This is a genomic window from Nocardia sp. NPDC050413 (assembly GCF_040655475.1).
In the GTDB taxonomy this organism is placed as follows: Bacteria; Actinomycetota; Actinomycetes; order Mycobacteriales; family Mycobacteriaceae; genus Nocardia; species Nocardia coubleae.
In genome coordinates this window covers 68,366-92,364 of record NZ_JBFAJZ010000003.1, presented here as the reverse complement: position 1 = coordinate 92,364, position 23,999 = coordinate 68,366, and the positions used below count along the sequence as shown (strand labels likewise).

General features: G+C 68.3%; 17 protein-coding genes. 7 read left to right on the top strand and 10 right to left on the bottom strand.

Annotated elements, in window-relative coordinates; translation table 11 throughout:
• Positions 1-93 precede the first annotated feature (93 nt).
• Positions 94-762 carry a hypothetical protein gene (locus AB0I19_RS10190; RefSeq protein ID WP_357146904.1) on the top strand — a complete coding sequence of 223 codons (669 nt, stop codon included), beginning with the start codon at positions 94-96 and terminating at the stop codon, positions 760-762.
• A 4-nt stretch (positions 763-766) separates the two neighbouring features.
• On the opposite strand, the gene AB0I19_RS10185 is transcribed toward AB0I19_RS10190, so the two are convergent.
• Both AB0I19_RS10185 and AB0I19_RS10180 read right to left on the bottom strand, forming a co-directional pair.
• A complete protein-coding gene (locus tag AB0I19_RS10185) occupies positions 767-1,051 on the bottom strand; it encodes a GNAT family N-acetyltransferase (RefSeq protein ID WP_067490634.1) in 285 nt (94 codons plus the stop codon).
• A gap of 35 nt (positions 1,052-1,086) precedes the next feature.
• Positions 1,087-2,460 carry an FAD-linked oxidase C-terminal domain-containing protein gene (locus AB0I19_RS10180; protein ID WP_357146901.1) on the bottom strand — a complete coding sequence of 458 codons (1,374 nt, stop codon included), beginning with the start codon at positions 2,458-2,460 and terminating at the stop codon, positions 1,087-1,089.
• Positions 2,461-2,760: 300 nt separating this feature from the next.
• Here AB0I19_RS10180 and AB0I19_RS10175 point away from each other — a divergent pair, with 300 nt between their 5' ends.
• Complete coding sequence (locus tag AB0I19_RS10175; protein ID WP_067490675.1) at positions 2,761-3,054, top strand: hypothetical protein; 294 nt, start codon at positions 2,761-2,763, stop codon at positions 3,052-3,054.
• 36 nt (positions 3,055-3,090) lie between these two features.
• The gene (locus AB0I19_RS10170; protein ID WP_357147716.1) at positions 3,091-3,627 is read left to right on the top strand and encodes a GtrA family protein; all 537 of its coding nucleotides are present in this window, start codon (positions 3,091-3,093) and stop codon (positions 3,625-3,627) included.
• A 5-nt stretch (positions 3,628-3,632) separates the two neighbouring features.
• Here AB0I19_RS10170 and AB0I19_RS10165 read toward each other — a convergent pair whose 3' ends face one another.
• From AB0I19_RS10165 to AB0I19_RS10155, 3 genes are read right to left on the bottom strand one after another with little or no spacing between them, the layout of a single operon-like run.
• Entirely contained in the window at positions 3,633-4,280 is a 648-nt protein-coding gene (locus AB0I19_RS10165) for a Type 1 glutamine amidotransferase-like domain-containing protein (RefSeq protein WP_357146899.1), read from the bottom strand.
• Positions 4,280-5,122: a maleylpyruvate isomerase family mycothiol-dependent enzyme gene (locus tag AB0I19_RS10160; RefSeq protein ID WP_067490622.1), complete on the bottom strand. Its 843-nt coding sequence runs from the start codon at positions 5,120-5,122 to the stop codon at positions 4,280-4,282. The genes AB0I19_RS10165 and AB0I19_RS10160 overlap by 1 nt, the downstream gene beginning before the upstream one ends.
• A complete protein-coding gene (locus AB0I19_RS10155) occupies positions 5,119-5,616 on the bottom strand; it encodes an HIT family protein (RefSeq protein ID WP_245655424.1) in 498 nt (165 codons plus the stop codon). Before AB0I19_RS10155 ends, AB0I19_RS10160 begins: the two co-directional genes overlap by 4 nt.
• Positions 5,617-6,014: 398 nt before the next feature.
• Here AB0I19_RS10155 and AB0I19_RS10150 point away from each other — a divergent pair, with 398 nt between their 5' ends.
• Genes AB0I19_RS10150 through AB0I19_RS10140 form a run of 3 tightly spaced genes read left to right on the top strand, consistent with a single transcriptional unit; the run spans position 6,015 to position 8,871 of the window.
• Positions 6,015-7,133 (top strand): Re/Si-specific NAD(P)(+) transhydrogenase subunit alpha, encoded by a 1,119-nt coding sequence (locus AB0I19_RS10150; protein ID WP_067641456.1) that lies wholly within the window; start codon positions 6,015-6,017, stop codon positions 7,131-7,133.
• Complete coding sequence (locus AB0I19_RS10145; protein WP_056818017.1) at positions 7,133-7,435, top strand: NAD(P) transhydrogenase subunit alpha; 303 nt, start codon at positions 7,133-7,135, stop codon at positions 7,433-7,435. The genes AB0I19_RS10150 and AB0I19_RS10145 overlap by 1 nt, the downstream gene beginning before the upstream one ends.
• 17 nt (positions 7,436-7,452) lie before the next feature.
• Positions 7,453-8,871, top strand: coding sequence for an NAD(P)(+) transhydrogenase (Re/Si-specific) subunit beta (locus AB0I19_RS10140; protein WP_357147714.1), 1,419 nt, complete (start codon positions 7,453-7,455; stop codon positions 8,869-8,871).
• 327 nt (positions 8,872-9,198) lie between these two features.
• On the opposite strand, the gene AB0I19_RS10135 is transcribed toward AB0I19_RS10140, so the two are convergent.
• From AB0I19_RS10135 to AB0I19_RS10115, 5 genes are all read right to left on the bottom strand, one after another.
• On the bottom strand, positions 9,199-10,197 hold the full coding sequence (locus AB0I19_RS10135; protein WP_357146895.1) for an ABC transporter substrate-binding protein: 999 nt from the start codon (positions 10,195-10,197) through the stop codon (positions 9,199-9,201).
• Positions 10,198-10,231: 34 nt separating this feature from the next.
• Positions 10,232-19,393 carry an amino acid adenylation domain-containing protein gene (locus AB0I19_RS10130; protein WP_357146892.1) on the bottom strand — a complete coding sequence of 3,054 codons (9,162 nt, stop codon included), beginning with the start codon at positions 19,391-19,393 and terminating at the stop codon, positions 10,232-10,234.
• 124 nt (positions 19,394-19,517) lie between these two features.
• Positions 19,518-20,174: an isochorismatase family protein gene (locus tag AB0I19_RS10125; RefSeq protein WP_067490608.1), complete on the bottom strand. Its 657-nt coding sequence runs from the start codon at positions 20,172-20,174 to the stop codon at positions 19,518-19,520.
• Between the two features lie 29 nt (positions 20,175-20,203).
• Complete coding sequence (locus AB0I19_RS10120; protein ID WP_357146889.1) at positions 20,204-21,376, bottom strand: chorismate-binding protein; 1,173 nt, start codon at positions 21,374-21,376, stop codon at positions 20,204-20,206.
• A complete protein-coding gene (locus tag AB0I19_RS10115) occupies positions 21,373-22,224 on the bottom strand; it encodes an SDR family oxidoreductase (RefSeq protein WP_357146886.1) in 852 nt (283 codons plus the stop codon). The genes AB0I19_RS10120 and AB0I19_RS10115 overlap by 4 nt, the downstream gene beginning before the upstream one ends.
• Before the next feature lie 86 nt (positions 22,225-22,310).
• Between AB0I19_RS10115 and AB0I19_RS10110 the strand changes: the two genes are divergently transcribed.
• A complete protein-coding gene (locus AB0I19_RS10110) occupies positions 22,311-23,981 on the top strand; it encodes an AMP-binding protein (RefSeq protein ID WP_357146883.1) in 1,671 nt (556 codons plus the stop codon).
• The last annotated feature ends 18 nt before the right edge of the window (positions 23,982-23,999 follow it).

The following is a 23,999-nucleotide window of genomic DNA, read 5'->3' as shown; positions in this document are numbered from 1 at the left end:
TCGTGGTGGGGAGCCCTCCGTCGATAGCTCGGTTCACTAGCGTGATCGCCCGAGTGGCCGGGAATGCGGCCGGGTGAGTCTCGAGGTGATGTGGTGCGACGTGACCGGATGGTTCGGTGGGTCGCGGTGTTGGGGGTGGGGGTGGCGTTGGCCGGGTGTGCGGCCGAGGAGGCGCCGGGGATCGTGGCGCTGAAATCGTTGCCTCGGCTGGCCGAGTATCCGGCCGGGTATTCGCTGATGGGCAAGCCTGCCAGTATCACCGCCGCCGAGGCGGGTACGGCGTTGCCGCTCACCTTCACCGACGAGGCGTGCCGTCCGCTGATCGAGAATCCGATCGGTGCGGGGGCGCGGGAGTCGGTGGCTTCGAATACGAGCCCGGCGGTGTTCCTCGTCCAGATCGTCGAATCCGACTCGGCGGTGGCGGGTTTGACGGGCCTGGTGCAGCGGTGCGCGAACGTCGAGGCGCGGACCGGGGACCGCACCTTGAAGATGGCCGTGTCGACGGTGGAGGCGCCGAAAACGGTGGCCACGGAAGCCGTTGTCATCCGGACGAACGGGAATCAGGAGACGCGCGTCGATGGTGCGCCGCCGGTGCAGACACCGGTCGCCCAGCAGCGCGTTGTCGCCAGGGTCGGGAAGTACGTGGTGTCCGCGCTGGTGATGCTGTCCTCGATGCCGGAGCAGAGCCAGACCGCCGAGCTCGAGGTGCTGCGGCGGGTCTACGAGATCGCCGTGGACCAACTGGCCCGCGAGATCGCGTGAGCGCTCAGGGGACCAGTTCGGCGTATTCGGGGTGCTCGGCGATGTACTTCTCGACGTACCAGCAGGTGGGCACGACCTGGTAGCCGTTGGTCCGAGAGTCGTCGAGGCCGTATTTGACCACGTCGGCGGCGACCCCGCGGCCCCGGAACTCGGGGAAGGTCATGGTGTGGTGGAAGTCGCGGACCTTGGTGTCCTCGCGTTCGGCGTAGTCGGCGTATCCCGCGAGGACATCGTCGAGGTAGATCTCGTAGCGGGTATCGGCGACGTTGTGCTCGAGCCTGGTGGTCATACCGGATGCTAACCCGTCGCGGTCGGCGGATGTTCCTACAGGACCGCGCCGGGGTTGAGGATGCCCGCCGGGTCGAGCGCGTCCTTGATGCGGCGGGTCAGGGCCATCACCTCGGGGCCGACCTGGTTGGGCAGCCACGCCTTCTTGAGCCTGCCCACGCCGTGCTCACCGGTGATGGTGCCGCCGAGGGTGATTGCCAGGTCCATGATCTCGCCGAAAGCACGGTGGGCGCGAGCGGTGTTGTCGGGGTCGGTGGGGTCGTGCACGATCAGCGGGTGGGTGTTGCCGTCGCCCGCGTGGGCGATGACGGAGACCAGCACGTCGTTGCGTTCCCCGATGGCGGCCACGCCGGTGATGAGCTCACCGAGCCGGGGCAACGGCACACCGACATCCTCGAGCAGCAGCGCCCCGATCCGTTCCACCGCCGGAATCGCGAACCGCCGCGCGGCGGTGAAGGCTTCGCCTTCCTCGGGATCGGCGGTGTGGAAAACCTCTGTCGCCCCGGCCTTTTCGCAGAGCTCCAGCATCGTCTGGGCTTCGTGCGTCGCGTACTCGCCCGGTGCGTCCGACCGGGCGACGAGCAGTGCGGCGGCGGTGCGATCCAACCCCATCCGCATCTCGTCCTCGACGGCGTTGATCGCGACGGTGTCCATGAACTCGAGCATCGCGGGCCGCAGCGCCGAGGTGATCGCGAGGATCGCGTCGGTGGCGGCGGTGAGCGTGGCGAATCCGGCGACCACGGTGGCCTGCGGCGGTTGGGCGGGCAGCAGGCGCAAGGTGAGTTCCGTGATGACCCCGAGAGTGCCCTCACTGCCGACGAACAGCTTGGTCAGCGACAACCCCGCCGAGTCCTTCAGGCGAGGCCCACCGAGCCGAACCACGGTTCCGTCGGCGAGCACCACCTCCATGCCGAGCACGTAATCGGTGGTCACACCGTATTTCACGCAGCACAGCCCACCCGCGTTGGTTGCCGCGTTCCCACCGATCGAGCACATCTCGAACGACGACGGATCCGGCGGATACCACAATCCTTCCGCCGCGACGGCCCGCTTCACCTCCGCATTGAGCAGACCCGGCTGCACCACCGCTGTGCGCGTCACGGGATCGACGTTGATCTCGCGCATCAATTCGGTGGACAGCACGATCCCGCCGTCCACCGCCGTCGCGCCACCCGAGAGCCCCGACCCTGCCCCGCGCGGCACCACCGGCACCCCGCGTGCCTGCGCCCAGCGCAGCGTGGCCGCCACATCGGCGGTGCTGCGCGCCCGCACCACCGCGACCGGCGTTCCCGCCTCGGGATCACGAGCCCAATCCTGCCGATACCCCTCCATCACATCGACATCGACTACAACAGCCCCCTCGGAAACCTCCGAAACCAGCGAATCCAGATCCACCCGGCGATCGTCCATTCCCAACGCTAACCCGACCAGGCCCTCTCAAGTATGCGATCACCACGCTCTGGTGGCGGCATCGTTGGAGAGCCGAACCGTGGTGATCAACCGTCCAGATGTGATGTGCGTCCGAACAGGGCCGCGCGGGCATGATTGTGATTCGGCGCGGCTGGTTGGTGTATACGGCGTCCGAGTGGTCACAATGCAGGGGAGGGTGTGATTTGTCGGGGCGCCCGGCGTGTTTTCCTGTTCCGTCGCCTGCGCATCGCGTACGCGATGTCGTTGTGCCGCACTGTTTTTCGCAGGGAGGATCGGATGATGAGGGAACCTCGGGACCGGGCCGAGCTGGTCGGCGCGCTGCTCGGCGCCGATATCGAGGCCGACGCGATGCGTCGCGTGTACGCGGGCGACCACGACGACTGGATGACGGCGCTCGAGTCGACGGGTCTTTTCGATCTGCGCGCGCTCGCCGAGATCGCGAGCTCGTGGGCCGCCGACCCGCGCGTACTGCGTGACGCGCTGCTGGCCGAGGCCGACGAATTCACCCGCCGCCGTTGCCTCGCCGAGTGGGCGGCGCTCGAGCGCGGTCCGGTCGTGGCCGTCGGCCGCTAGCGTTCAGGGCGTTTGCCCGTTGCTCACCTCGATGTCATGTGCCGCTGGCAGGCTGGCCGGGTGGAGCAGCAGGCGAGTGTCACCGATTCGGCCGCCGACCGGTTCACCCGCTGGTGCGAGGGCGTTGTCGCCCGGTTGCCGTGGGGACTCGACCGGTACGTGCCCGCCACCTTCCTCGGCTTCGCCCTCATCAACAGCTTCACCTTCGGCGTCGATCTGCTGCTGCTCACCCTGCTGCACGACGGTTTCGATCTGCCGGTGTGGTTGTCCATCACGTGCGCCTATATCGTCGCGTTCGGCCTGAGTTTCCTGCTGAATCGGACCTTCAACTTCCACTCGCACGCCCCGATGGGCAAGCAGGCGGCGGTGTATGTGGTTGTGGTCGTGGTGAACTACCTGGCGTTCATCCTCGGCGTCGGCTCGGGTCTCACCGCGCTCGGCGTGCAGTACCACGTGGCGCGGTTGCTGGCCGGTGGGTGCGAGGCCGTGTACATGTACTGCGCGATGCGCTGGATCGTTTTCCGCAAACGGACACCGGCGCCCGACCTGGCCGAGGCCGACACCGCACGCTGAGACCCTCAGCGTGCCCCGCGCAGCACCTCGGTGTCCTCGCCGTCGACCACGACGACATCGTCATCGGTGAGCGCCCAGTGCGGGATGCCTTCTTCCTGGTAGCGCGCAAGCATTTTCGCCGATCCCTCATCCGGATCGGTGGCCGAGTCCAGGTGCACGACCAGCTGCCGATCCAGCAGTCCGAGCCCGTCCCATCGCGGTGCGGCCCCGGTGGTGGGCAACACCTCGCCCGGGTCGTCCATCGTCTCCAGCCCGTGCAGATCGGGCGTGAGCAGGCAGGCGCCCGCGCTGTACCCCGCGTAGGTCAAGGCGTCCTCGCGCAGCAGTGCGGGAAGCACCGAATCGGCTCCGCTGCGGGCGAATTGGGCACGCAGGACGAAGGTGTTGCCGCCGCGCACCCACACCATCGAGTAGTCGCGCAGCCGACGCTCCAGCTGCGCGGGCTGCCCGACGTACTCGCGCAGGTCCAGCACCTCGGGTGAATAGCCCTGCCTGCGTAGGGGTCCCATGTCGCTGGCGACCGCCGACGCCCACGCGGCGGGCCAGGCATCACACGCGTTCGGAATCACCGCGACCTTGCCCTTGCCGCCCGCCAGCGTGGCGAGCCGCTCGGCGAAACCGCCGAATCGGTAGGAGGCCAGGAACAACCGCATCAGATGGTGAAGGCCAGATTCTGGACGAGCCGATCGCCGAGGGCGGCATCGCCTTCGACGACCACCTTGCCCGGGTGTGTCGCCGCCGACTGCCTGCCGCCACGCAGACGCGCGAAAAGCCCCGAGTCCAAACGGATGACGGTTGTCGGCTCCCCGTCGGCTTCGTCGAGCACCGAACCGCGCCCGCCCTCCACCGCGAGGTGCACCTGCCGGGTGACCGGGCCGGTGAGGTCGAGTGTGATCCGTGAACCATCCGGCGCCTTGGCGCCTTTCACCACCGCGCGCCCGAGCCCGAGCGTGAGTTCGGTGAACGCCGCCTCCGCGCGCGCACCGCCCTCGTCGACGCTGCGGCCGATCCCGTCGGCCAGGTCGAGCTCGTGCATCCAGCAGTCGAACAGGCGCACCCGCATGAACCGGCCGTAGGCCACCTGCCCGACCGGCGACACCGTCGGCGCCTCCCACTCCTCGTCGGTCATGGCGGCAAGGGCGGCCCGCCGCAGCTCGGTGACCTCGTCGAACAGCGCGAGCAGGCGTTTGCCCGACAGCGGCCGCAACCGGTCGACCCAGATCTCGTTGAGCACGGCGACCTCGTTGCGCACATGTGGCAGCGTGCGCACATCGGTCTTGGGGCGCAACGGATCATGGGCGGGCGGGGTGCGCCCGAGCAACCACGATTCGGTACCGATCACATGCGCGACCACATCGAACAGCGTCCAGCCGGGCAGGGGAGACGGTCGGCGCCAGGCCTTTTCGTCGAGGTCGGCGACCAAGGTGGCGATGGTCTCCCACTGCTGGGCGAGCAGATCGGTGAGCAGTTCGCGCGGCGGTGTCGGTTCGGTCATCCCTGTACTCCTTCTGCTTCGCTCGACGGGCCCGGCCGATCAGGTTGCCGCCCCGGCGTATTCGCCTCGGCGTCGAGCGCGTCGATGCCCGCGCGGATCGCCGCCGCCGTCGAGGTGGGTTCGTGCGGACGTCGCAGCAGGAACCCCTTGGCGAAACCGAGTTTGTCACCGTGCTTGCGCGGCACCACGTGCAGGTGCACATGGCCGACGGTCTGGAAGGCCGCGGTGCCGTCGTTGATCGCGAGATTGGCACCGTCGCTGGCCAGCCCGCTGCGGCGCAGGGCGCGGGCCAGGCGATGACCCACGCGGAAGACCTGCGCGCCGAGATCGGGATCGAGGTCGTCGAGTTCGGTGGCGTGGGTCTTGGGAACCACAAGGGTGTGGCCTCGCGTGATGGGCCGGATGTCGAGGAACGCGCAGACGGCGTCGTCCTCGTAGACCTTTGTCGCCGGCGCGGCACCGGCCACGATCCGACAGAAGACGCAGTCGTTCACACCGTGAACCCTACGGTGTGGCCCTCGGGACGCAACAGTCCTTGCATGACACACGTCACGTCCCGCTCGGTGGTCGGCCGCCCTACCCGCACTCTCACGTCCAGGTAAGTATCGGACCTGCTTGTGCGTTCTTGTCCTCGCCTACCTGCGGCTACGAATGTGTACTCAGGCGCCACCCGGCGCCCGGCGGGCCGAGGAAGTGGCTGTCGCTGCGGAAACAGGTCCGCTCTGTCCGTTTTGTGGTCAAGAGTCCAGTTCTCCGCTGTGACGGGCATCTCCGCTAGGCTCACCGCGAGCCGAGTACAGTTGCGAGGATTTCAGTTGAACTTACTGACCGGTAACGTCGGCTGAACCGTTGTTCCCAGGCTCGAAGCCAGCACGAAAAGGAAGTCTGACTAGTGGAGACAACGCAAAACGTTGGCGAGGATTCGCCGCGCGGCGCGCGTGTCGGAGTCGTTCGCGAGTCCGGCGTGGGTGAGCGGCGAGTCGCCCTGGTACCCAAGATCATCCCCACCCTGTCCAAGCAGGGTGTCGAGGTGATCGTGGAAGCCGGTGCGGGCCTCGGCGCGCTCATTCCCGACGCGGCCTATGTAGAGGCCGGTGCGACGATCGGCGATCCGTGGTCGGCCGATGTCGTGGTGAAGGTGGCTCCGCCCAGCGATGCCGAGGTGGCCAGGCTGTCCTCCGGGCAGACGCTGATCGGCTTCCTCGCGCCCCGCAACGCGGAGAACCAGATCGGTGCGCTGAAGGCGGCCGGTGTGCAGGCCTTCGCGGTGGAGGCGATTCCGCGTATCTCGCGTGCGCAGGTGATGGACGCGCTGTCCTCGCAGGCCAATGTCGCCGGGTACAAGGCTGTGCTGCTCGCCGCGTCGGAGTCGACCCGGTTCTTCCCGATGCTCACCACCGCGGCGGGCACCGTGAAGCCCGCGACGGTTCTCGTGCTCGGTGTCGGCGTGGCAGGCCTGCAGGCGCTGGCGACCGCCAAGCGTCTCGGTGGTCGTACCACCGGTTACGACGTGCGTCCCGAGGTCGCCGACCAGGTGCGTTCGGTCGGTGCACAGTGGCTCGACCTGGGCATCGATGCCGCCGGTGAGGGCGGGTACGCCCGCGAGCTCACCGAGGAGGAGAAGGCCAAGCAGCAGCAGGCGCTGGAAGACGCCATCAAGGGTTTCGACGTGGTCATCACGACCGCGCTCGTGCCGGGCCGCCCGGCGCCGCGTCTGGTGACGGCCGCCGCGGTGGAGGGCATGAAGCCCGGCAGCGTGATCGTCGACCTGGCCGGGGAGACCGGTGGCAACTGTGAGCTCACCGAGCCCGGCGAGATCGTCGTCAAGCACGAGGTGACCATCGCCTCGCCGCTGAACCTGCCCGCCACCATGCCCGAGCACGCTTCGGAGCTGTACTCCAAGAACATCGCCGCGCTGCTGGAATTGATGCTGGTCGACGGCAAGCTCGCGCCCGATTTCAGCGATCAGGTGCTCGCGGACTCCTGCGTCACCCGTGAGGTGGAAGCCTGATGTACACCGAACTTCTCGCCAATATCGCCATTCTCGTGCTGTCCGGCTTCGTCGGCTTCGCGGTGATCTCCAAGGTCCCCAACACCCTGCACACCCCGCTGATGTCGGGCACCAACGCCATCCACGGCATCGTCGTGCTCGGTGCGCTGGTGACGCTGGGCAATGTGAAGGATCCCTCGCTGCTGGTGCAGGTGATCCTGTTCGTCGCCGTGGTGTTCGGAACGCTGAACGTCATCGGTGGCTTCGTGGTCACCGACCGCATGCTCGGCATGTTCAAGGGTAAGAAGAAGGCGGCCGAGTGATGCACGCAGTCGACAATATGACCTACCTGGTCAACGGCCTCTACATCGTGGCCTTCTCCATGTTCATCTACGGCCTGATGGGGCTCACCGGCCCCAAGACCGCCGTGCGCGGCAACCAGATCGCGGCCGTCGGTATGGCGATCGCCGTGATCGCCACGCTGATCTCGATCCGGCACACCGCGATGCTGAACTGGATCCTGATCGCCGGTGGCCTGATCGTCGGTGTGGCACTGGGTGTTCCGCCCGCCGTGCGCACCAAGATGACCGAGATGCCGCAGCTGGTCGCGGCGTTCAACGGCGTGGGTGGTGGCACCGTCGCGCTCATCGCGTGGGCCGAATTCATCGACAGCTCGGGCTTTTCCGCGCTGCACGACGAACCGACCATCCACATCATCATCGGTTCGCTGTTCGCCGCGGTGATCGGCTCGATCTCCTTCTGGGGCTCGATCATCGCCTTCGCGAAACTGCAGGAGATCCTGTCCGGCAAGCCGATCGGCATCGGCAAGCTGCAGCAGCCGCTGAACCTGCTGCTGCTGCTCGGCTCCATCGTGTGTGCCGTGGTGATCGGTCTCGGCGCCAACGACGGTGGCGTGTCGCAGCTCTGGATGATCGCGCTGCTGGTGCTGGCCGGTGTGCTCGGCCTGATGGTCGTGCTGCCCATCGGCGGCGCCGATATGCCGGTCGTCATCTCGCTGCTCAACGCCCTCACCGGTCTGTCGGCCGCGGCCGCAGGCCTGGCGCTGAACAACACCGCGATGATCGTGGCGGGCATGATCGTCGGCGCGTCCGGCACCATCCTCACCAACCTGATGGCCAAGGCCATGAACCGGTCGATCCCCGCGATCGTCGCCGGTGGGTTCGGTGGCGGCGGCGCGGTCGCCTCGGGTGCCGGTGGTGAGGCCAAGACGGCCAAGGCCACTTCCGCCGCCGATGCCGCGATCCAGATGGCCTACGCCAACCAGGTCATCGTGGTCCCCGGCTACGGTATGGCTGTGGCCCAGGCCCAGCACGCGGTCAAGGAGATGGCGTCGCTGCTGGAAGGCAAGGGTGTCGAGGTCAAGTACGCGATCCACCCCGTCGCCGGTCGTATGCCCGGGCACATGAACGTGCTGCTGGCCGAGGCCGAGGTCTCCTACGACGCGATGAAGGAAATGGACGACATCAACGGTGAGTTCAACCGCACCGATGTGGTCCTGGTGATCGGCGCCAACGACGTCACCAACCCCGCCGCCCGCGAGGACCCGTCCAGCCCGATCTACGGCATGCCGGTCCTCAATGTCGACCAGGCCAAGAGCGTCATCGTGCTCAAGCGCTCGATGAACTCCGGCTTCGCAGGCATCGACAACCCGCTGTTCTACGCCGACCACACCTCCATGCTGTTCGGCGACGCCAAGAAGTCCGTCGGTGCGGTCACCGAGGAACTGAAGGCGCTGTAAGACAAGCGATTCACGCACGAGAGGCCCCGCCGGTATCGCACCGGCGGGGCCTCTCGCTTTGTCGCCGAGCAGGTTCGCCGCAGCGTTTCACGACGTACTTCCGCCAGGGTGGGTTGTGGCGGATTTCGATGATGATCTGATCGACCGCGATGATCCCGGTGTGGTGATCGATGGGAGACCAGGCGATTGTCGTACCGGGGTGTGCCGTTCACCGGGTATGTCGAGGTCGGATCGATGGGTGGGCCGCGTGAATTCTGGAGCGGTGAAATGCGAATCACCCCGCCTGCCGGGTCGCGGCGGGCGGGGTGATCGTCGATCAGGTCGTGACTACTTGAAGGTGTCGGCCAGCAGGTCGAGGGTGGCCATGGACTGGCGGTAGTCCGGGCGCTTGCTGGCTGCGGGGAGTTCGTAGACCTGGTTCTTCTGGAATGCGGGGAGCATGGCCAGGGCCGGGTCCTGTTTCAGGGTGGGGATGTTGCGGCCGCCGTCGAGCAGGATCACGAACAGGACCGGGGCGTCGGCGACGGTGCTCAGGAGTTCGGGGCTGAAGGTGACCCAGTCGCCTGCCTGGGTGCGGGGCGGGTTGCCTGCCTTGGCCTCGATCTTGTCGTCGATGGTGAAGCCGACGTCGGCGAGGAGGTTGGACAGCGGGGTGCCGGGGGCGAGCAGGATGGGCTTGCCGTCGGCCTGGGACTGCATCACCGAGGTCGCGCCCTGGGGGATCTTCAGCTCGGCCTTCACCTCCGCGACCCGGTCCTTGTAGGCGGTGATCATGGACTCGACCTTGTCGGGGCGGTTCACGAAGTCGGCCACCGTCTTCAGTTGGTCCTGCCAGTTGGCGAGGTCCGAGGGGACGAGAGCGGTCGGTGCGACGGCGCTGAGCTTGTCGTAGTTCTTGATGGTCTGCAGGCCGGGGAATCCGGGCCCGCCGCCGATGATGAGGTCCGGCCGCTGGGCGGCGATGAACTCCAGGTTGAGGTCGTCACCGGAGGGAACCGCTTCGGTACCTTGCTCTTTCGCGTCGGCGGCCCAGGACGGCGGGAACTCGCCGGGTGCGAGGGTGACGCCGAGGATGCGCGGATCCGCGGCCTTCACGTTCGCGTCCAGGTCGTAAAGGAATCCGGCGAGGGCGCCGTTGAGCACCACGATGCGCTGTGGGTCGGCGGGCACGGTGATCTGGCCCTTGGCGGTTTCCACCTGGCGGGTGCCGGTGTCGGTCGACCCTTCGGAGGTGGAGGTGCCGCAGCCCACTGCCGTCGCGGTGACCGCGACGATCAGGAGTGCGACGGCGGCGCGCATGCGGGCCGTCATTCGGTGCGCTGACATAGGAGTTGTTCCTTCTTTCTATCCAGGTGGAAGTTCAGGTGCGGATGGCGGGATCCGCGTCGATGAGCGCGGCGACCTCGATCCAGCCGGTCGGCATCGCGATCTCGTTGTGGGTGTAGGGCAGTCGCCGGACCACCAGCTGGGCGCCCGCGGCCCGCCATCCGGTGAGCTGGGCGTGCACGCGCTCGGGTTCGAGACCGTTGTCCGCGCAGTACAGGGCCATCGGGCCGCTGTAGGAGGGGGACTCCGACTCGGTGACCATGCGCAGCAGTTCGGTCGCGGCGTGGGTTACCACGGATGCCAATTCGGCTGGGTACTCGTCGATTTCGGGGACGAGTGCGGCCATCCCGGAGGGATCCGCCAGGGTCGCGGCGGCCCGCTCGGTCAGGTTCGACAGCGGGTGCGAGTCGAGCAGACCCACATAGGCGACCTGCTCACCCTCGGCCTCGAGGATGGCGGCCATGGCGTGGGCGAGATTGCCGCCGAGCGAGTAGCCCAGGAAGTGGTACGGGCCGTGCGGTTGGATGCGGCGGACGGCGGCCAGGTAGTACCGCGCCAGGTCGTCGAGGGTGCGGGTCCGGGTGGTCGGCTCGGTGAGGTGGGGCATCTGCAGACCGATGATGGGTCGTTCGGCCCGCAGCAGCCTCGCGAGTGGAGCGTATTTCCATGCGGTGCCGCCGATTTGGTGGACGCAGAACAGCGGTGGAACCGAGCCCTCGGCGCGCAGTTCCAGGACCGGGTCGAGGCGGCGGCCCAGGCCGGCGAGGCCGTCCTTCGGTGCGGCGGTGGGGTCGGCCGCGCCGATGCGGGCTGCGAGTTTGCGGGGGGTCGAGGCGGTGAAGACGTCGTCGAGGACCACGGGTAGGTCCGCGCGGGTGAGTCGGCCGACCAGCCGCACGGCGAGCAGGGAGTGGCCGCCCTTGTCGAAGAAGTCGTCGTCTGTGTCGATGTCGGGGACCGAGAGGACAGCTGCCATTGCCGCGCGAATGGTGTCGACATTCTCGTCGTGCGTTCTGTCGACGAGCTGGGCCGAGCTGCGGACGGGCTTGTCGCCGGTGACAGCGTCGAGAGGTGTCCTGCTAGCTGTGGTGGGCACGGAGGCGGGATCGTGGGTGTTGCCCTCCGGGGTGCGCGACTCCGGTGCTGGGAGCGCCCGGCGATCGATCTTCTCCGTCGCCGTGCGAGGAATGTGATCCAGCACGACGATGGCGGCGGGGATCATATACGCGGGGAGCTTGATTCGGAGCTGCTCGCGGACCGCATCTGCGTCGAGCGTGATTCCCGACTTCGCCATGAGATAGGCGACCAGCCGCTGATCGCCCGGTGTGTCCTCACGCAGCTGCACCACCGCATGGGCCACGCCGGGGCACGTGAGCAGGGCCGATTCGATATCGCCCAGTTCGATGCGCTGGCCGCGCAACTTCACCTGGCTGTCGGTGCGGCCGATGTAGTCGAGTTCGCCGTCGGGGTTCAGTTTCACCAGATCACCTGTGCGGTACATCCTTTCGCCGCTGCCGAACGGGTCGGCGACGAAGGCCGCGGCGGTCAGGTCGGGGCGGGCCAGATAGCCCCGGGCCAACCGCACTCCGGTCATGTAGAGCTCACCGACGGTGCCTTCGGGCACGGGGCGCAGCCGGTCGTCGAGGATGCGGACGGTATCGGCGGGTGCACCGACGGGGACCGACGCGGTGTCGGCGTCGACGGTCTCGTGGAAGGTGAAGCCGATCGCCGCCTCGGTGGGACCGTAGAAGTTGTACACAGCGGTACCGGTGAGTGCGCGCATCCGCTGTGCCGTCGCCGGTGGCAGCACTTCACCGCCGGTGAGGACGCAGCGAAGGTCAGCGCAGCCCGAGAGGTCGGCCTCTTCGGCGAGCACGGTGAGCATGGAGGTCGTCATCCACATCGCCGTGACTCGCTCCGCGCTCATGAGTTGTGCCTGGTAGTAGGGGTCGCGGTGGCCGCCGGGGCGGGTCAGCACGATCCGGGCGCCGACGTGCAGCGGCAGGAACATCTCCATGAGCGAGGCGTCGAAGATCGGCGGGGTGCGGTAGAGCATGGTGTCGCCCGGACCGAACCGAACCTCACGCTGTAGCCATTCGAAGGTGGAGATGATCGCCGCGTGCGACAGGCTCACACCCTTCGGCACACCCGTGGAGCCGGAGGTGAACAGGAGGCAGGCGGTATTCGCCGGGCGCAGCGGTGCGAGACGGTCCGCATCGGTGAGCGGAGTAACGGCGAATTCGTCCTGCCCGGGGCCGTCCGATTGCTCGTCGACCATCGTGCGAATGTCATCGAGCGAGCTCAGAACCATTGCAGGAGCAGCGGTATCGATAATCTTCTCGACGCGTTCTGCGGGCTGTTCCGGGTCTATCGGGAGATAGACACCGCCGGCACGGCAGATCGCATGCGCCGTGACGACGGAATCGATAGTGCGCGGCATGGCGACGGCAACCACGGTCTCGGGACCGACACCACGCGAGATGAGCCACCGGGCAAGACGATTGACCCTGGCATCGAATTCGCCGAAGTCGATCGTGACGCCGTCCGCGGTCACCGCCGGAGCTGTCGGAGCGACAGCGATGCCCCACTCGGCCAGGGTGGTACCGCTCGGAGCCGCCACGATCGGCTGACTGAGCATGGCCCCATTGTTGAGCGGAGCAGCAGATCGGGCGGCAGTGTCGACGCGGGCTGTCGCTGGAGTGCCGTCGACGGCTGTTGCGGTGGGCCGCGCTGTGACGACTGGCTCGGCGACGACTTCTGGTGGCGGTGCGATGGGTCGCGCCGGCACGGCCGGATGCACGGCAGTTGGAGTGAGGGGCTTGATGAACTGGGTCGCGGGGGTGTCGGGGTCGGTGGTGATCGCCGTCAGCGTGGCGGTGATCCGGTCGGCGATGTGAGCGAGGGTGGTGTCGGAGATGACGCTGCGGTCGTACCAGATGACCAGCGTCAGCTGGTCTCCCGGCGGGGCGATCAGGGTCAGTGGGTAGTGGGTGTTGCCGTGGTTGTGGAATTCGCCGAGACGTAGGTCGTGGGAGTCCGGTTGTCCCGGGCCGGAGTTGGGGAAGTTCTCGAAGGCGACAAGGGTGTCGAAGAGGGTGCCGAGGCCGGCGATCCGTTCGATCTCCGCCAAGCTCGCATGGTCGAAGTCCTGCATGGCGAACTGGTTTTCCTGCAGGTCGGCCCACTGGTCGAGTAGCGGACGGGCGTCCAACGTGCAGCGGACGGGCACGGTGTTGGCGAACAGACCGACCATGCCTGCGACGCCGGGGAGTTCAGCTGGGCGGCCGGAGACCGTCGCGCCGAACACGACGTCGCTACGTCCGGTCAGAGCGGCCAGCACCAGCGCCCAAGTGCCCTGCACCAGGGTGTTCATCGTCAGACCGCGTCGGCGACCCAGTCCGGCCAGCGCGGTGGCGAGCGAGATGGGTAGCGCAACCTGCCATTGCCGGAATTCGCGCTCGCGGGAAGCTGCGGCCGGACCACCTTCCTCGGCTGTCGCGGGCGACGAGGGCGGCGAAATAGGCTGGTGCTGGTTGTCGTGCTCGCGAGATGAGTGGGCCGCGTCGGTGGTCGAATCGCCGACCAACGTTGCTGTTTCGAGCCCGGACAATCGCTGCGCCCAGGCGGCGCGCACGGCCTCGCGGTCGCGGGTGCCGAGCCAGGTCAGGTAGTCGCTGTACCGGGCAGCCGGGGGAAGTTCGTCACCGTGATAGGTGGCCAGTACCTCGCGCAGCACGATCGGGGTCGACCAGCCGTCGATCACCAGGTGGTGGGTGTTGAGGACCAAGCGGTGGGTGTCGCCGGGCAGGCGGATCAGCGTGGCGCGCAACATCGGTGACCGGTCGACCGCGAACCGGTGCCGGATTGCTTCGGCTTCGAGGCGGTCGGCGGCGGCGTGTGCGGTGCGCAGCGGCAGATCTGAGAGGTCGACCTCACGCCAGGGCATGCCAAACGAGCGCGGAACCGCCTGCACCGGCTGGTCGAGGTTCTCGTAGTGGAAGGCGGCGGCCATGGTGGGGTGTCTGCCGACAACGGTGGTGAAAGCCGCCGACAACCGTGGGCCGTCGAGTGGGCCGTGCAGGTCGACGCGGGCGCTCAAGGTGTAGACGTCGTCGGCACCGTCGCGAATCGCGTGGAACAGCAACCCTTCCTGCAAGGGGGAGAGGGGGAGGAGTTCGGCCAGTGGGCCGTGCGTGTCCTCCAGCGCGTCGATGGTGTCCTGGTCGACGATCACGCCGGAGCAGTCCGACGGTGTAAGTCCGCCGGGGTACAGCCTTGCGTGGGCGGCGAACGCCTCAAGCGCGAGTTCGAAATGCCGCTGGATTTCCGTGACCTGGTCGGCGCCGAGGATCCGGCTCGCGGCTGTCCACTCCACGGCCAGTCGCGGCGCACCGGCCTGCGCGGCTTCATGGACGAAGACATTGAGCGAAAGCACTTCGGTGAGTGCCTTTTCCGGTGGTTCCGTCACCGCGAACGCGTCGTGCTCGGGCAGGCTCCAACCCGGTGCCCCGCCGCCACCGAACCGGCCGAGGTAGTTGAGCAGCACCTCCGGTGCGCGGCGACTGGCGAATCGCGGCGCGGTCTCGGGGTCGAGCCTGCGCAGCACGCCGTAGCCGACGCCGTTCCCGGGAACAGCGCGCTTGGCCTCTTTCACCGCGCGCAGCAGGTGTCCGGCCGCCGCGCCACCGGACAAGGCCTCGGTGAGTCCGGCGGGATGGTCGATGCCGGTCGCGGGCGTCCACACCGGGAACTCACTGGTGAACCAGCCGACGGTACCCGTGAAATCGGTGTCGGGACGCAATGCTTCGCGCCCGTGACCCTCGACGGTGACCGGCCTGCCCGGCTCGAGCGCCTCGCCGCGCTCGTGCCGCCAGGCGTTGAGTGCGAGCACGAGTGCGGCGAGCAATACGTCGTCGGTCTTCGCCCGGTAGGCGGTCGGCAGTGTCGTGAGGAAGGCCTCTGTGATCGCTGGTGTCGCGAAAGTTCGTGTCTGCTCGGCACTCTCGACAAGGTCGACAGCGGGGTCGAGCGCCCTTTCCCCGAGGGTCGCGACGCTCGCATCACCGAGCGCCCGCTCCCAATGCGCCAGTTCCGAACGGTACCCACCCGCAACACCGGACTCGGCGAGCAGCGTGGCGTACCGCCGCCACGAACTACCCTTCATCGCCAGTCTCGCGGGGCGCTTCTCCCGCGCGGCGGAGCAGGCCTCATACAGCTCGGGCACCAGTATTCGCCACGAAACACCGTCTACCACCAGGTGATTGGCGACCAGCACCAACCGATCCGCGACGCCGGGCCCGCTACGTACCAGCGCGGCACGAATCTGGACACCCTCGGTGGGCGCCAACTTCCCTGCCAGCGCGAATGCCACCGACTCGACCAGCGCAGTCATCCCGCCATGCCGCGGCAACGAGTCCCCATTGGATGTAACGGCACCGACGTCCGCGCGCCTCGACTCGGCGTACTGCGGCGCACCGGCATGTCGTGGTTGCGTTGTCGCGGTCTCCACGCGGGATTCCTCTGTATGCGCGTGCGTATCCGTCGTCTCGATGCTTGTCGGGCTGAGCTCCGCGCCGCGGGTGACGGAAGGTGCGTCACGATCATGCGCCGTGGCGTGAACAGGGCTGAGCAGCTCGTTCTCGCCGGGAACGATCTCGCGGACCAGGTCGGACGCGCGCACCGTGCCCACTGCGGCGACCTCGAGCTGGGCGTCGCCGCCGGATCGGTCGAGGACCAGGCGGAGGGCGTCGTGGCGGTCGAGGAGGGTTTGCAGGCCGGTGGTGAGGTGGTCGACGGTGAGGTCTTCGTGGAGGGTCAGGGCCGTCCACTGGGCGTAGCCGGCGATGGTGCCGGAGTCCGCGTTCGCCTCGAGGAGGGCTGCCACCATGGGTGGGATTGGGACGGGGCCGGTCGGCTCATCCGGGGTCACGGTGGCGGTCGGGGCTTGCGCCATCTGGGCGGTGGCGGCGATGGTGGCCAGGTCGCGTTGGGCGAGCAGGGTTTTCGGTTGGACATCCCAGCCGAGGGCGCGGAGGCGGCTGCTCACGCCGATCGCGGTGATGCTGTCGCCACCGAGGCCGAAGAAATCGTCGGTCGCGTTGACCCGCGCCAGGCCCAGGACCTCGGCGACGATTCCGCACAGTGCCCGCTCCTGCTCGGTGCGCGGCGGTCGGCCGGTCGAGGTCAGTTGGGGTGTGGGGAGGGCGGCACGGTCGAGTTTTCCGTTGACGGTGGTCGGCAGGGCGTCGAGGACCACCAGGGCAGAGGGGACCAGGTGGTCGGGGACCAGGGTGGTCAGCAGCTGACGAAGCTGGTCGGCGTCGAGGGTGCGGCCGGCCTCGGGGACCAGGTAGCCGACCAGTCGGGTGCTGTCGCCGGACTTGCGGATAGTGGCGGCCGCTGCGGCTACGCCGGGCAGCGCGCCGAGCGAGGCTTCGACCTCGCCCAGTTCCACGCGATAACCGCGCACCTTGATCTGCGAATCTGCGCGCCCGAGGTAGTCGTAGCCGTGGCCGGGGAGCCATCGTGCCCGGTCGCCGGTGCGGTACATACGTTCCCCGGACGCGAACGGATCGGCGACGAACCGCTCCGCCGTCACCACCATGCGCCCGAGGTAACCGCGCGCCAATTGCGGCCCAGCCAAGTACAACTCGCCGATCTCACCGTCGGGCACCGGCTGCAAGGCGCCGTCGAGCAGGTAGGCGCGGGTGCCTGGCAGCGGTCCGCCGACGTGCGGCACAGCACCGGTCACCGGCGCACTCAGCGCGTCGACGGTGGCCTCTGTCGGCCCGTACATGTTGCGGGCGAACACCTTCGACGCAACGATGGCCGACCACAACGCGGGCGGCGTCGCCTCACCACCGAGCAGTAGCAGCTCCGGAGGGTGCGCGCTGCCGAGCAACCCGTTGTCGAGAAGCGCGGTCGCCATCGAGGGAGTGGTGTCGACGACATCGATCCGATCGGCCCGCAACGCCGCTACCTGTGCGGACGCGTCCTTCTGAATATCTATGTCGTACAAATGGATCCGGTGCCCGCACCACAGCCACAAGAGCTGATCCAGCGCAGCGTCGAAAGCGAAGGAATAGGTGTGGGCCACATGCAGCTGCCGCCCGCCCACTCGCGCGGCGGTATCGGCGTAGACGGTGCGCCGATGGTGGTGCAACAGCTGAGCCATCGCGCCGCACGAAATCTGCACACCCTTCGGCTTGCCGGTGGAGCCCGAGGTGTACACGACATAGGCAAGATGCCCGGCTGAACGAGGCGCGGCGAGTTCAGCCGTCGACAGCGGCCCGCTCGGCAGGCCGGTGATCGCTGCGCGAACCGCGTTGTCGGACAACAGGAGGGTCGCCGCCTGCCAGTCGGTCGCCTGCTCGTCGGCGGTGCGCAGCGAGGCCGATGTCGCTTCCGCGCCGGAGCTCCGGTCCGTGGTCACGTCAGTCGTGCGCCGATCCGCGAAGACCGCTTGCGCGACAATGTCATCCGTCAGGATCAGGACCGGATCGGCGTCGTCGATGATGTCTGCGAGGCGCTGGGCGGGGTGGTTGATGTCGAGCATCAGGAAGGCCGCGCCCGCGTGTTGAACCGCCAGGAGGGCGATCACCAGGTCGACCGAGCGGGGGAGGGCGATGCCGACGATGTCCTCGGGGCCGACGCCTCGGCCACGAAGGCAGCGCGCGAGCTGGTGCACGCGGGCGCCGAGTTCCGCCGCGGTGAGCCGGTGGGTGCCGTCGACGAGGACGATGTCGTCGGGCTGGGCCGCGACCATGCGGTCGAAGACCTCGACGACGTCGTCGGGACGACCGGGCAGGGCCGCACCGGCGCGCTCGACGGCGATCTGGGCCGCGATCTCGGCCGGGTACAGGGTGATCGCGCCGATCGGCTCGTCGGCATCGACCAGCTGAGTGATCAGTGTGACCAGCGCGTCCATCCGCCGCCGCACAGTGGCCGCGTCCAGTGACCGCGCGTCGACCTCGAAGCCGAGCTGCACGCGGTCCTCCGACAGCGGGGTGACGGTCAGACCGAGATCTTCCGGCGGCCCACCGGCCACATTGCGCAGGGTGCCGGTGGCACCGTCGAAATCGAGGGCGAAGTCGAAGGCCTTGAGATTGACGCCGATGCCGTGGAGCAGGGCACCGGTCTGTGCACCACCGAATTCTCGGGCCAGGTCCTCACCGCGAAAACGCTGGTGGGCGCGCATCTCGCGCAGTGCGTCGGCCACCCGCTTGCCCAGCTCACCCAGGCGGTCCTGACCGGACACCGAAACTCGCAGGGGCAGGACGTTGACCGCCATCGACGGAGTGGTGAGGGCGGTCTTGCCGACGCGCGCCATCACCGGCAGTGCGATGACCACATCGGTCTCACCGAGCAACCGGTGCACGAACCCCGCGTAACCGGCGACGAGCACATCGGCCCATGTGATACCGGCTTCGGTGGCCGCTGTCTTGACGCGACCCATCAGGTCGGCGTCGAGGACCGCGCGCACCTCGTGAGTCTGCTCGACCACGCCCTCGGGTGCCCGCCCGCGCCCGTCCAGCGGCGGCAGCGGCGTGAGCCGGTCGCGCCAGTACTCGCGGTCGTGCCGATGTGCCTGGCTCCCACGGTATTCCAGGTCCTCGGCCACGAGCGTCTCGACCGACCCCCAGCGCAGGCGCGGTGCCTCGGTACCGCGACGCAGCGCGGTGTAGTGGGCCGCGACCCGGCGCGACACCATGGCCGCGCTGTAGCCGTCGATGATCAGGTGGTGATAGAGCTGGATGCACCACACGTCGTTGTCGGTGAGGCGCAGCAGTGTGTAGGTGTAGAGCTGCCGGTCGACCATGTCGCGGCAATAGGTCGCGGCGCGTTCGCGTTCGGCGGCGACGAGCCGGTGCGCCGCGGCGACCGGGTCGGCTTCACCGCGCAGATCGACGAGTGGGCGCAGCTCCGGTTCCAGGTCGGTGATCTGCTGGCGCGGGCCATCGGGCGTCTCGCTGAAACGCAGTCGCATCGTGTCGGTTTCGGCGATGGTCCGGCGAATCGCGGTGTCCAGCAACGGCACGTCCACCGGCTCCGTACCCGAGATCTCGAGTACCTCGCCGACCAGGTAACTGAGCGACTCGGGGTCGAGGCGCTGCGCGTTCCAGATGCCCAATTGCGCTCCGGTGAGCGGTAATCCGGGATGTTCGGCGCTCACGTCGTCCCGATCCACCGAGCCCACAGCAACTCCTTCGTCAAAGTTCTCCACCCACCCATGCGGCTGCCGGACTCGGGAAGAGTCCGGCAGCCGCGCGAGGGCGTGTCAGGTTTGTCTTGGTTCGAATGGCGGAGCGTCCGCCGACGGGTCAGGCGTCTGCTTCGACCTGTGCGGGATCGAGCTGACGCAGCAGCTCCGAGGTCCCGACCACCGCCCCGCAACGCCGGGCGACGTAGTTCAGTGCCATCACATGCTCGTCGCGGCTGAAATCCGCCGTCGCGTCGTGGACGAGGAAGGGCCGCACATCACCCATGAATGCCTCGGCGGCACTGAGCATGCAGCCCATATGCGTGTAGACGCCGGTCACCAGGAGCTGATCGCGCCGGTAGTAACCGAGCAGTTCACGCAGGTCGGTGCGCTGGAACGCCGAATAACGCCACTTGGTCACCTGGATGTCCTGTGGTTCGGGCGCGAGGGCATTGATGACCTGCGTGTCGGCGCCCTCGGCCATCCCGCTGCCCCAGAAGTCGGCGAGAATGCCGCGTCGCGACGGGTGCTGGTTACCGGGCTGCATCGTGTAGATCACCGGGATGTCGAGCTCGTGGCAGCGGTCGCGCAACAGGGCGATATTCGCGATCAGGGTGCGGGCGGGATCGCGGTGCAGGTCGTAGGCGTCGAGGAAGTACTGCTGCATATCGTGGATCAGCAGGGCGCAACGCCCTGGTTCGGCAGTCCAATCGACCTGGTCGGCGGTGAACTCGTCGACGCCCGGCATCGGATAGGGCGCGATCGGGGGGATAGGCATGACGGTCTTTCGTTCGAACGGAAGTCGGCTCAGCCAACGGTGACGGGCAGATCCGCGATCCCGAGCGGAGCGAGGATGCGCTGGAATTTGCCGGTGGTCTCGGCCAATTCGGCGGCCGGATCGGAGGCGGCGACGATCCCGCCGCCCGCGTGCGCGAGCAGCGTGGTGCCGTGCTCGGACAGCTCGGCGCAGCGGATGCTCACCATCCATTCGCCGTTACCGTCGGCATCGCACCAGCCGACCGCACCCGCGTAGAAACCGCGTTCGCCCTCGAGTTCGGCGATGAGACGGGCGGCCGCGGCGGTGGGTGTGCCACAGATCGCCGGGGTGGGGTGCAGCGCTACGGCGAGCTCGAGCGCCGACGGACCGGCCAACGGGACGGCCGCGGTGATCGGCGTACCGATGTGCCACATGGCCGGGGTGGACATGAGTTCCGGTGCGGGAGTGTGCACTTCGGCGCAGCGATCACGCAGCACGGCCGACACCTGATCGGTGACGAAGCGGTGTTCGGCCAGGTCCTTGGTCGAGGCGAGCAGCGTGTCGGCGGCCACCCGGTCGGCATCGCCGTCGTCGAGTACCCGGCGGGCCGAGCCGGCCAGCGGATAGCTCACGACGTTGTTCCCGTCGCGGCGCACGAGGATCTCGGGACTGGAGCCGATGAGATGGCGGCCGGGATATCGGCCGCCCGCCGCGGACAGGTCGACCAGGAAACCGTTCGACATGGGGTCCGAGGCGACCATCAAGTCGAGGATGTCCAGCGCGCGAACGGGGGTCGCCGAGCGAGCTCGAATCGCGCGTGCCAGCACGACCTTTCGCAGGGGGTGGGCGGCGTCGGCGAGCAGTTCGACAGCGGTGGCGACGCGCCTGCGGTGCTCGTCCGGTGCGGGAAGCGCCGCGTCGAAGGCGAACTGCGGTAGGGACTGCGAATCGGTCATCGAGTCGCGCTCGAGCATCCGGGGTTCGTAGGGCGCGTCGGTGATCGTCACCGACTCCGGTGCCCACAACGCTGTCGGTGCGCCGGGTCGGAAGGGGAGTGCGCCGACGATGTGGCTGATCCGGCCACTGCGCAGCGCGGTGATCGCGTCGTGTGCCGAGCGGAAGACCGTCCCGCCCGCGCTCGCGGACACGGTCCGCTGCGGACGGGACAGCACAAAAGCGGGGTCTGAACTGGCGGTACTGATGGGGATCATCCTCTCGGTCACATGTCGAGCGTCGCGCCACCGTCGACCCGCAGGTCGTGCATGGTGATGTGGCGGGCGTCTTCGGACGCCAGAAAGTGGACTGCACCCGCGATGTCGGCGGGAGTGGCGATGCGCCGCAACGGGATTCCCAACCGGTAGGCGGCGGGATCACCGTCGAGCAGCGCGGTCTCGGCGGCGTCGTCCAGCGGTGTGCCACCGAACATGTCGCGCAACATGGCTGTGTCGGTGGAGCCGGGGGAGACCAGGTTGACCCGCACGCCCAGCGGTGCGACCTGCAGGGCAAGCGACCTGGTGAACGCGGTCGCGGCGGCCTTGGCGGCGCCGTACGCGGCCATGCCGACCCTCGGTGTGGCCGCCGCGTTGGAGGAGACCACCACGATCGCCCCGGTGCCGGCGGCGACCATCTCAGCGGCGGCACGCTGAGTGACCAGCATGGTCGCGGTGGCGTTCACGCTGAGGCAGCGCGCCCAGTCCGCAGGGTCGAGTTCGAGCGCGGGGCCGCCGACCATAACGCCCGCCGCGTGCACCAGCACCTCGACGGCACCGTAATCGGCCGTGAGCTGGTCGAAGGCCGCCCGCACGGCTTCGCTGTCGGTGAGATCGACGGTGACGCCGTGGACGTCGGACGCGGATAGAGTTGTCACGGGGGCGCTTCCGGTGCCGCGACGGACGGTGGCATCGTCGGACCGCTTCGCGATCGCGGCGGCGGTGCGGTGTACGGCCGGATCGAGGTCCCACAGCGAGACAACCCGTTCCTCGGCAGCGAACCGCGCGGCGATCGCGGCGCCGATGCCCCCGGCCGCGCCGGTCACGACGACGACCCGACCGCGAGAATCACCATTAAACATGAGGTTAGCCTAACCTGACTGTCGGTTATTTGGTTAGCTTCCCTCATAACTTTTGGCCGAAACACCGAACCGCCTGCTCGAAAGAGGTGCTCGACTTGACCGAACCCGCCTTCGCCGGCTTCACCCCCTGGCCCGCCGACCTGGCCGACCACTATCGCGCCCAGAATCTCTGGACCGGAGAGACTTTCGGCGAAGTCCTCGCCGCACGGGCCGCTGCCACACCGGACCGGATCGCGGTCCTCGACACCGCCGACAGCTGGTCCTATGCCGAACTCCATCACCGCGCGCGTTCGCTCGCCGCCGGTTTGGCCCGCCTCGGCATCACGCCGGGCGATCGGGTGCTGGTGCAACTGCCCAACCGAGCGGAATTCGTCGAGGTGATCTTCGCGCTCTTCGAGCTGGGCGCCCTGCCGGTGTTCTGCCTGCCCGCGCACCGTGCCGCCGAGCTGGTGCCGATCGCCGAGGCCGCCGCCGCGACGGCCGTCATCACCTGCGGAACCCATCAACGCTTCGACTACGCGGCGCTCGCGGCGACGGTGCGGGAGAACGTGCCGAGCCTGCGGCACGTGCTGCTCGTCCTCGACGAGGGGCAGGAACTGCCCGAGGGTGCGCGTGATATCGCAGAATTCCGGGACGAGCCGGTGGAACTGCCGGGTCCCTCGGCCGGTGACGTCGCGTTTCTGCAGCTCTCGGGTGGCAGCACCGGTATCCCCAAACTCATCGCCCGCACCCACGACGACTACCTCTACAGCGTGCGCCGCAGCGCCGAGATCTGTGAACTCGACAGCGACACTGTGTATCTCGCGACGCTGCCCGTGGCCCACAACTTCCCGATGAGCTCGCCGGGCATTCTCGGCGCGCTGTGGGCGGGCGGCGCGGTGGCCATAACGCCCGATCCCACACCGGCGACGGCCTTCCCGCTGATCGAGCGGTTCGGCGTCACCATCACCGGCCTGGTCCCGCCCCTGGCCCGACTGTGGACCGAGCGCGCCGAAGCCGGTGACACGCCCGATCTTTCGAGCCTGCGGGTAGTTCAGGTGGGTGGCGCCCGCTGCCAGGACGAGCTGGCTCGCCGGATCGGGCCCGCACTCGGCGTCACTCTGCAGCAGGTGTTCGGGATGGCGGAGGGCCTGGTCTGCTACACCCGGCTCGACGACCCGATCGACGTGGTGGTGAGCACCCAGGGCAGGCCGATGTCGGAGTTCGACCAGATCGCGGTCGTCGACGACAACGGTGTCGAGGTGGCGCCGGGGGAGCAGGGCAACCTGATCACCCAGGGCCCGTACACGATTCGCGGCTACTACGACAATCCCGAGGCCGACGCCCGCAGCTTCACCGCCGACGGCTGGTACCGCACCGGTGACATCGTCTCGATCCGCCCCGACGGCAACCTCGTGGTCGCAGGCCGCGCGGGCGACTGGGTGAACCGTGGCGGCGAGAAGGTCTCGGCCGAGGAGCTCGAGGCGCATCTGCTCGAGCACCCGGGCATCCGCGACGCCGTGATCGTCGGAACGCCCGATCCGGTGCTGGGACAACGTATCTGCGCCTTCGTGCAGCCCGTTGATCCGGAGCAGCGCCCGACTCTGACCTCCGTGCGCAAGTTCGTGCGGGAGCGCGGTGTCGCGGCGTGGAAGATGCCGGATGCGGTCGTCGTGGTCGACGACTTCCCGGCCACCGGCGTCGGCAAGACCAGCCGCAAGGACTTGCGGCAGGCACTGGCCGACGGTGCGCACGCCGATCGACCCGGACGCGCCTGATACGCGGGGCGGTGGCCG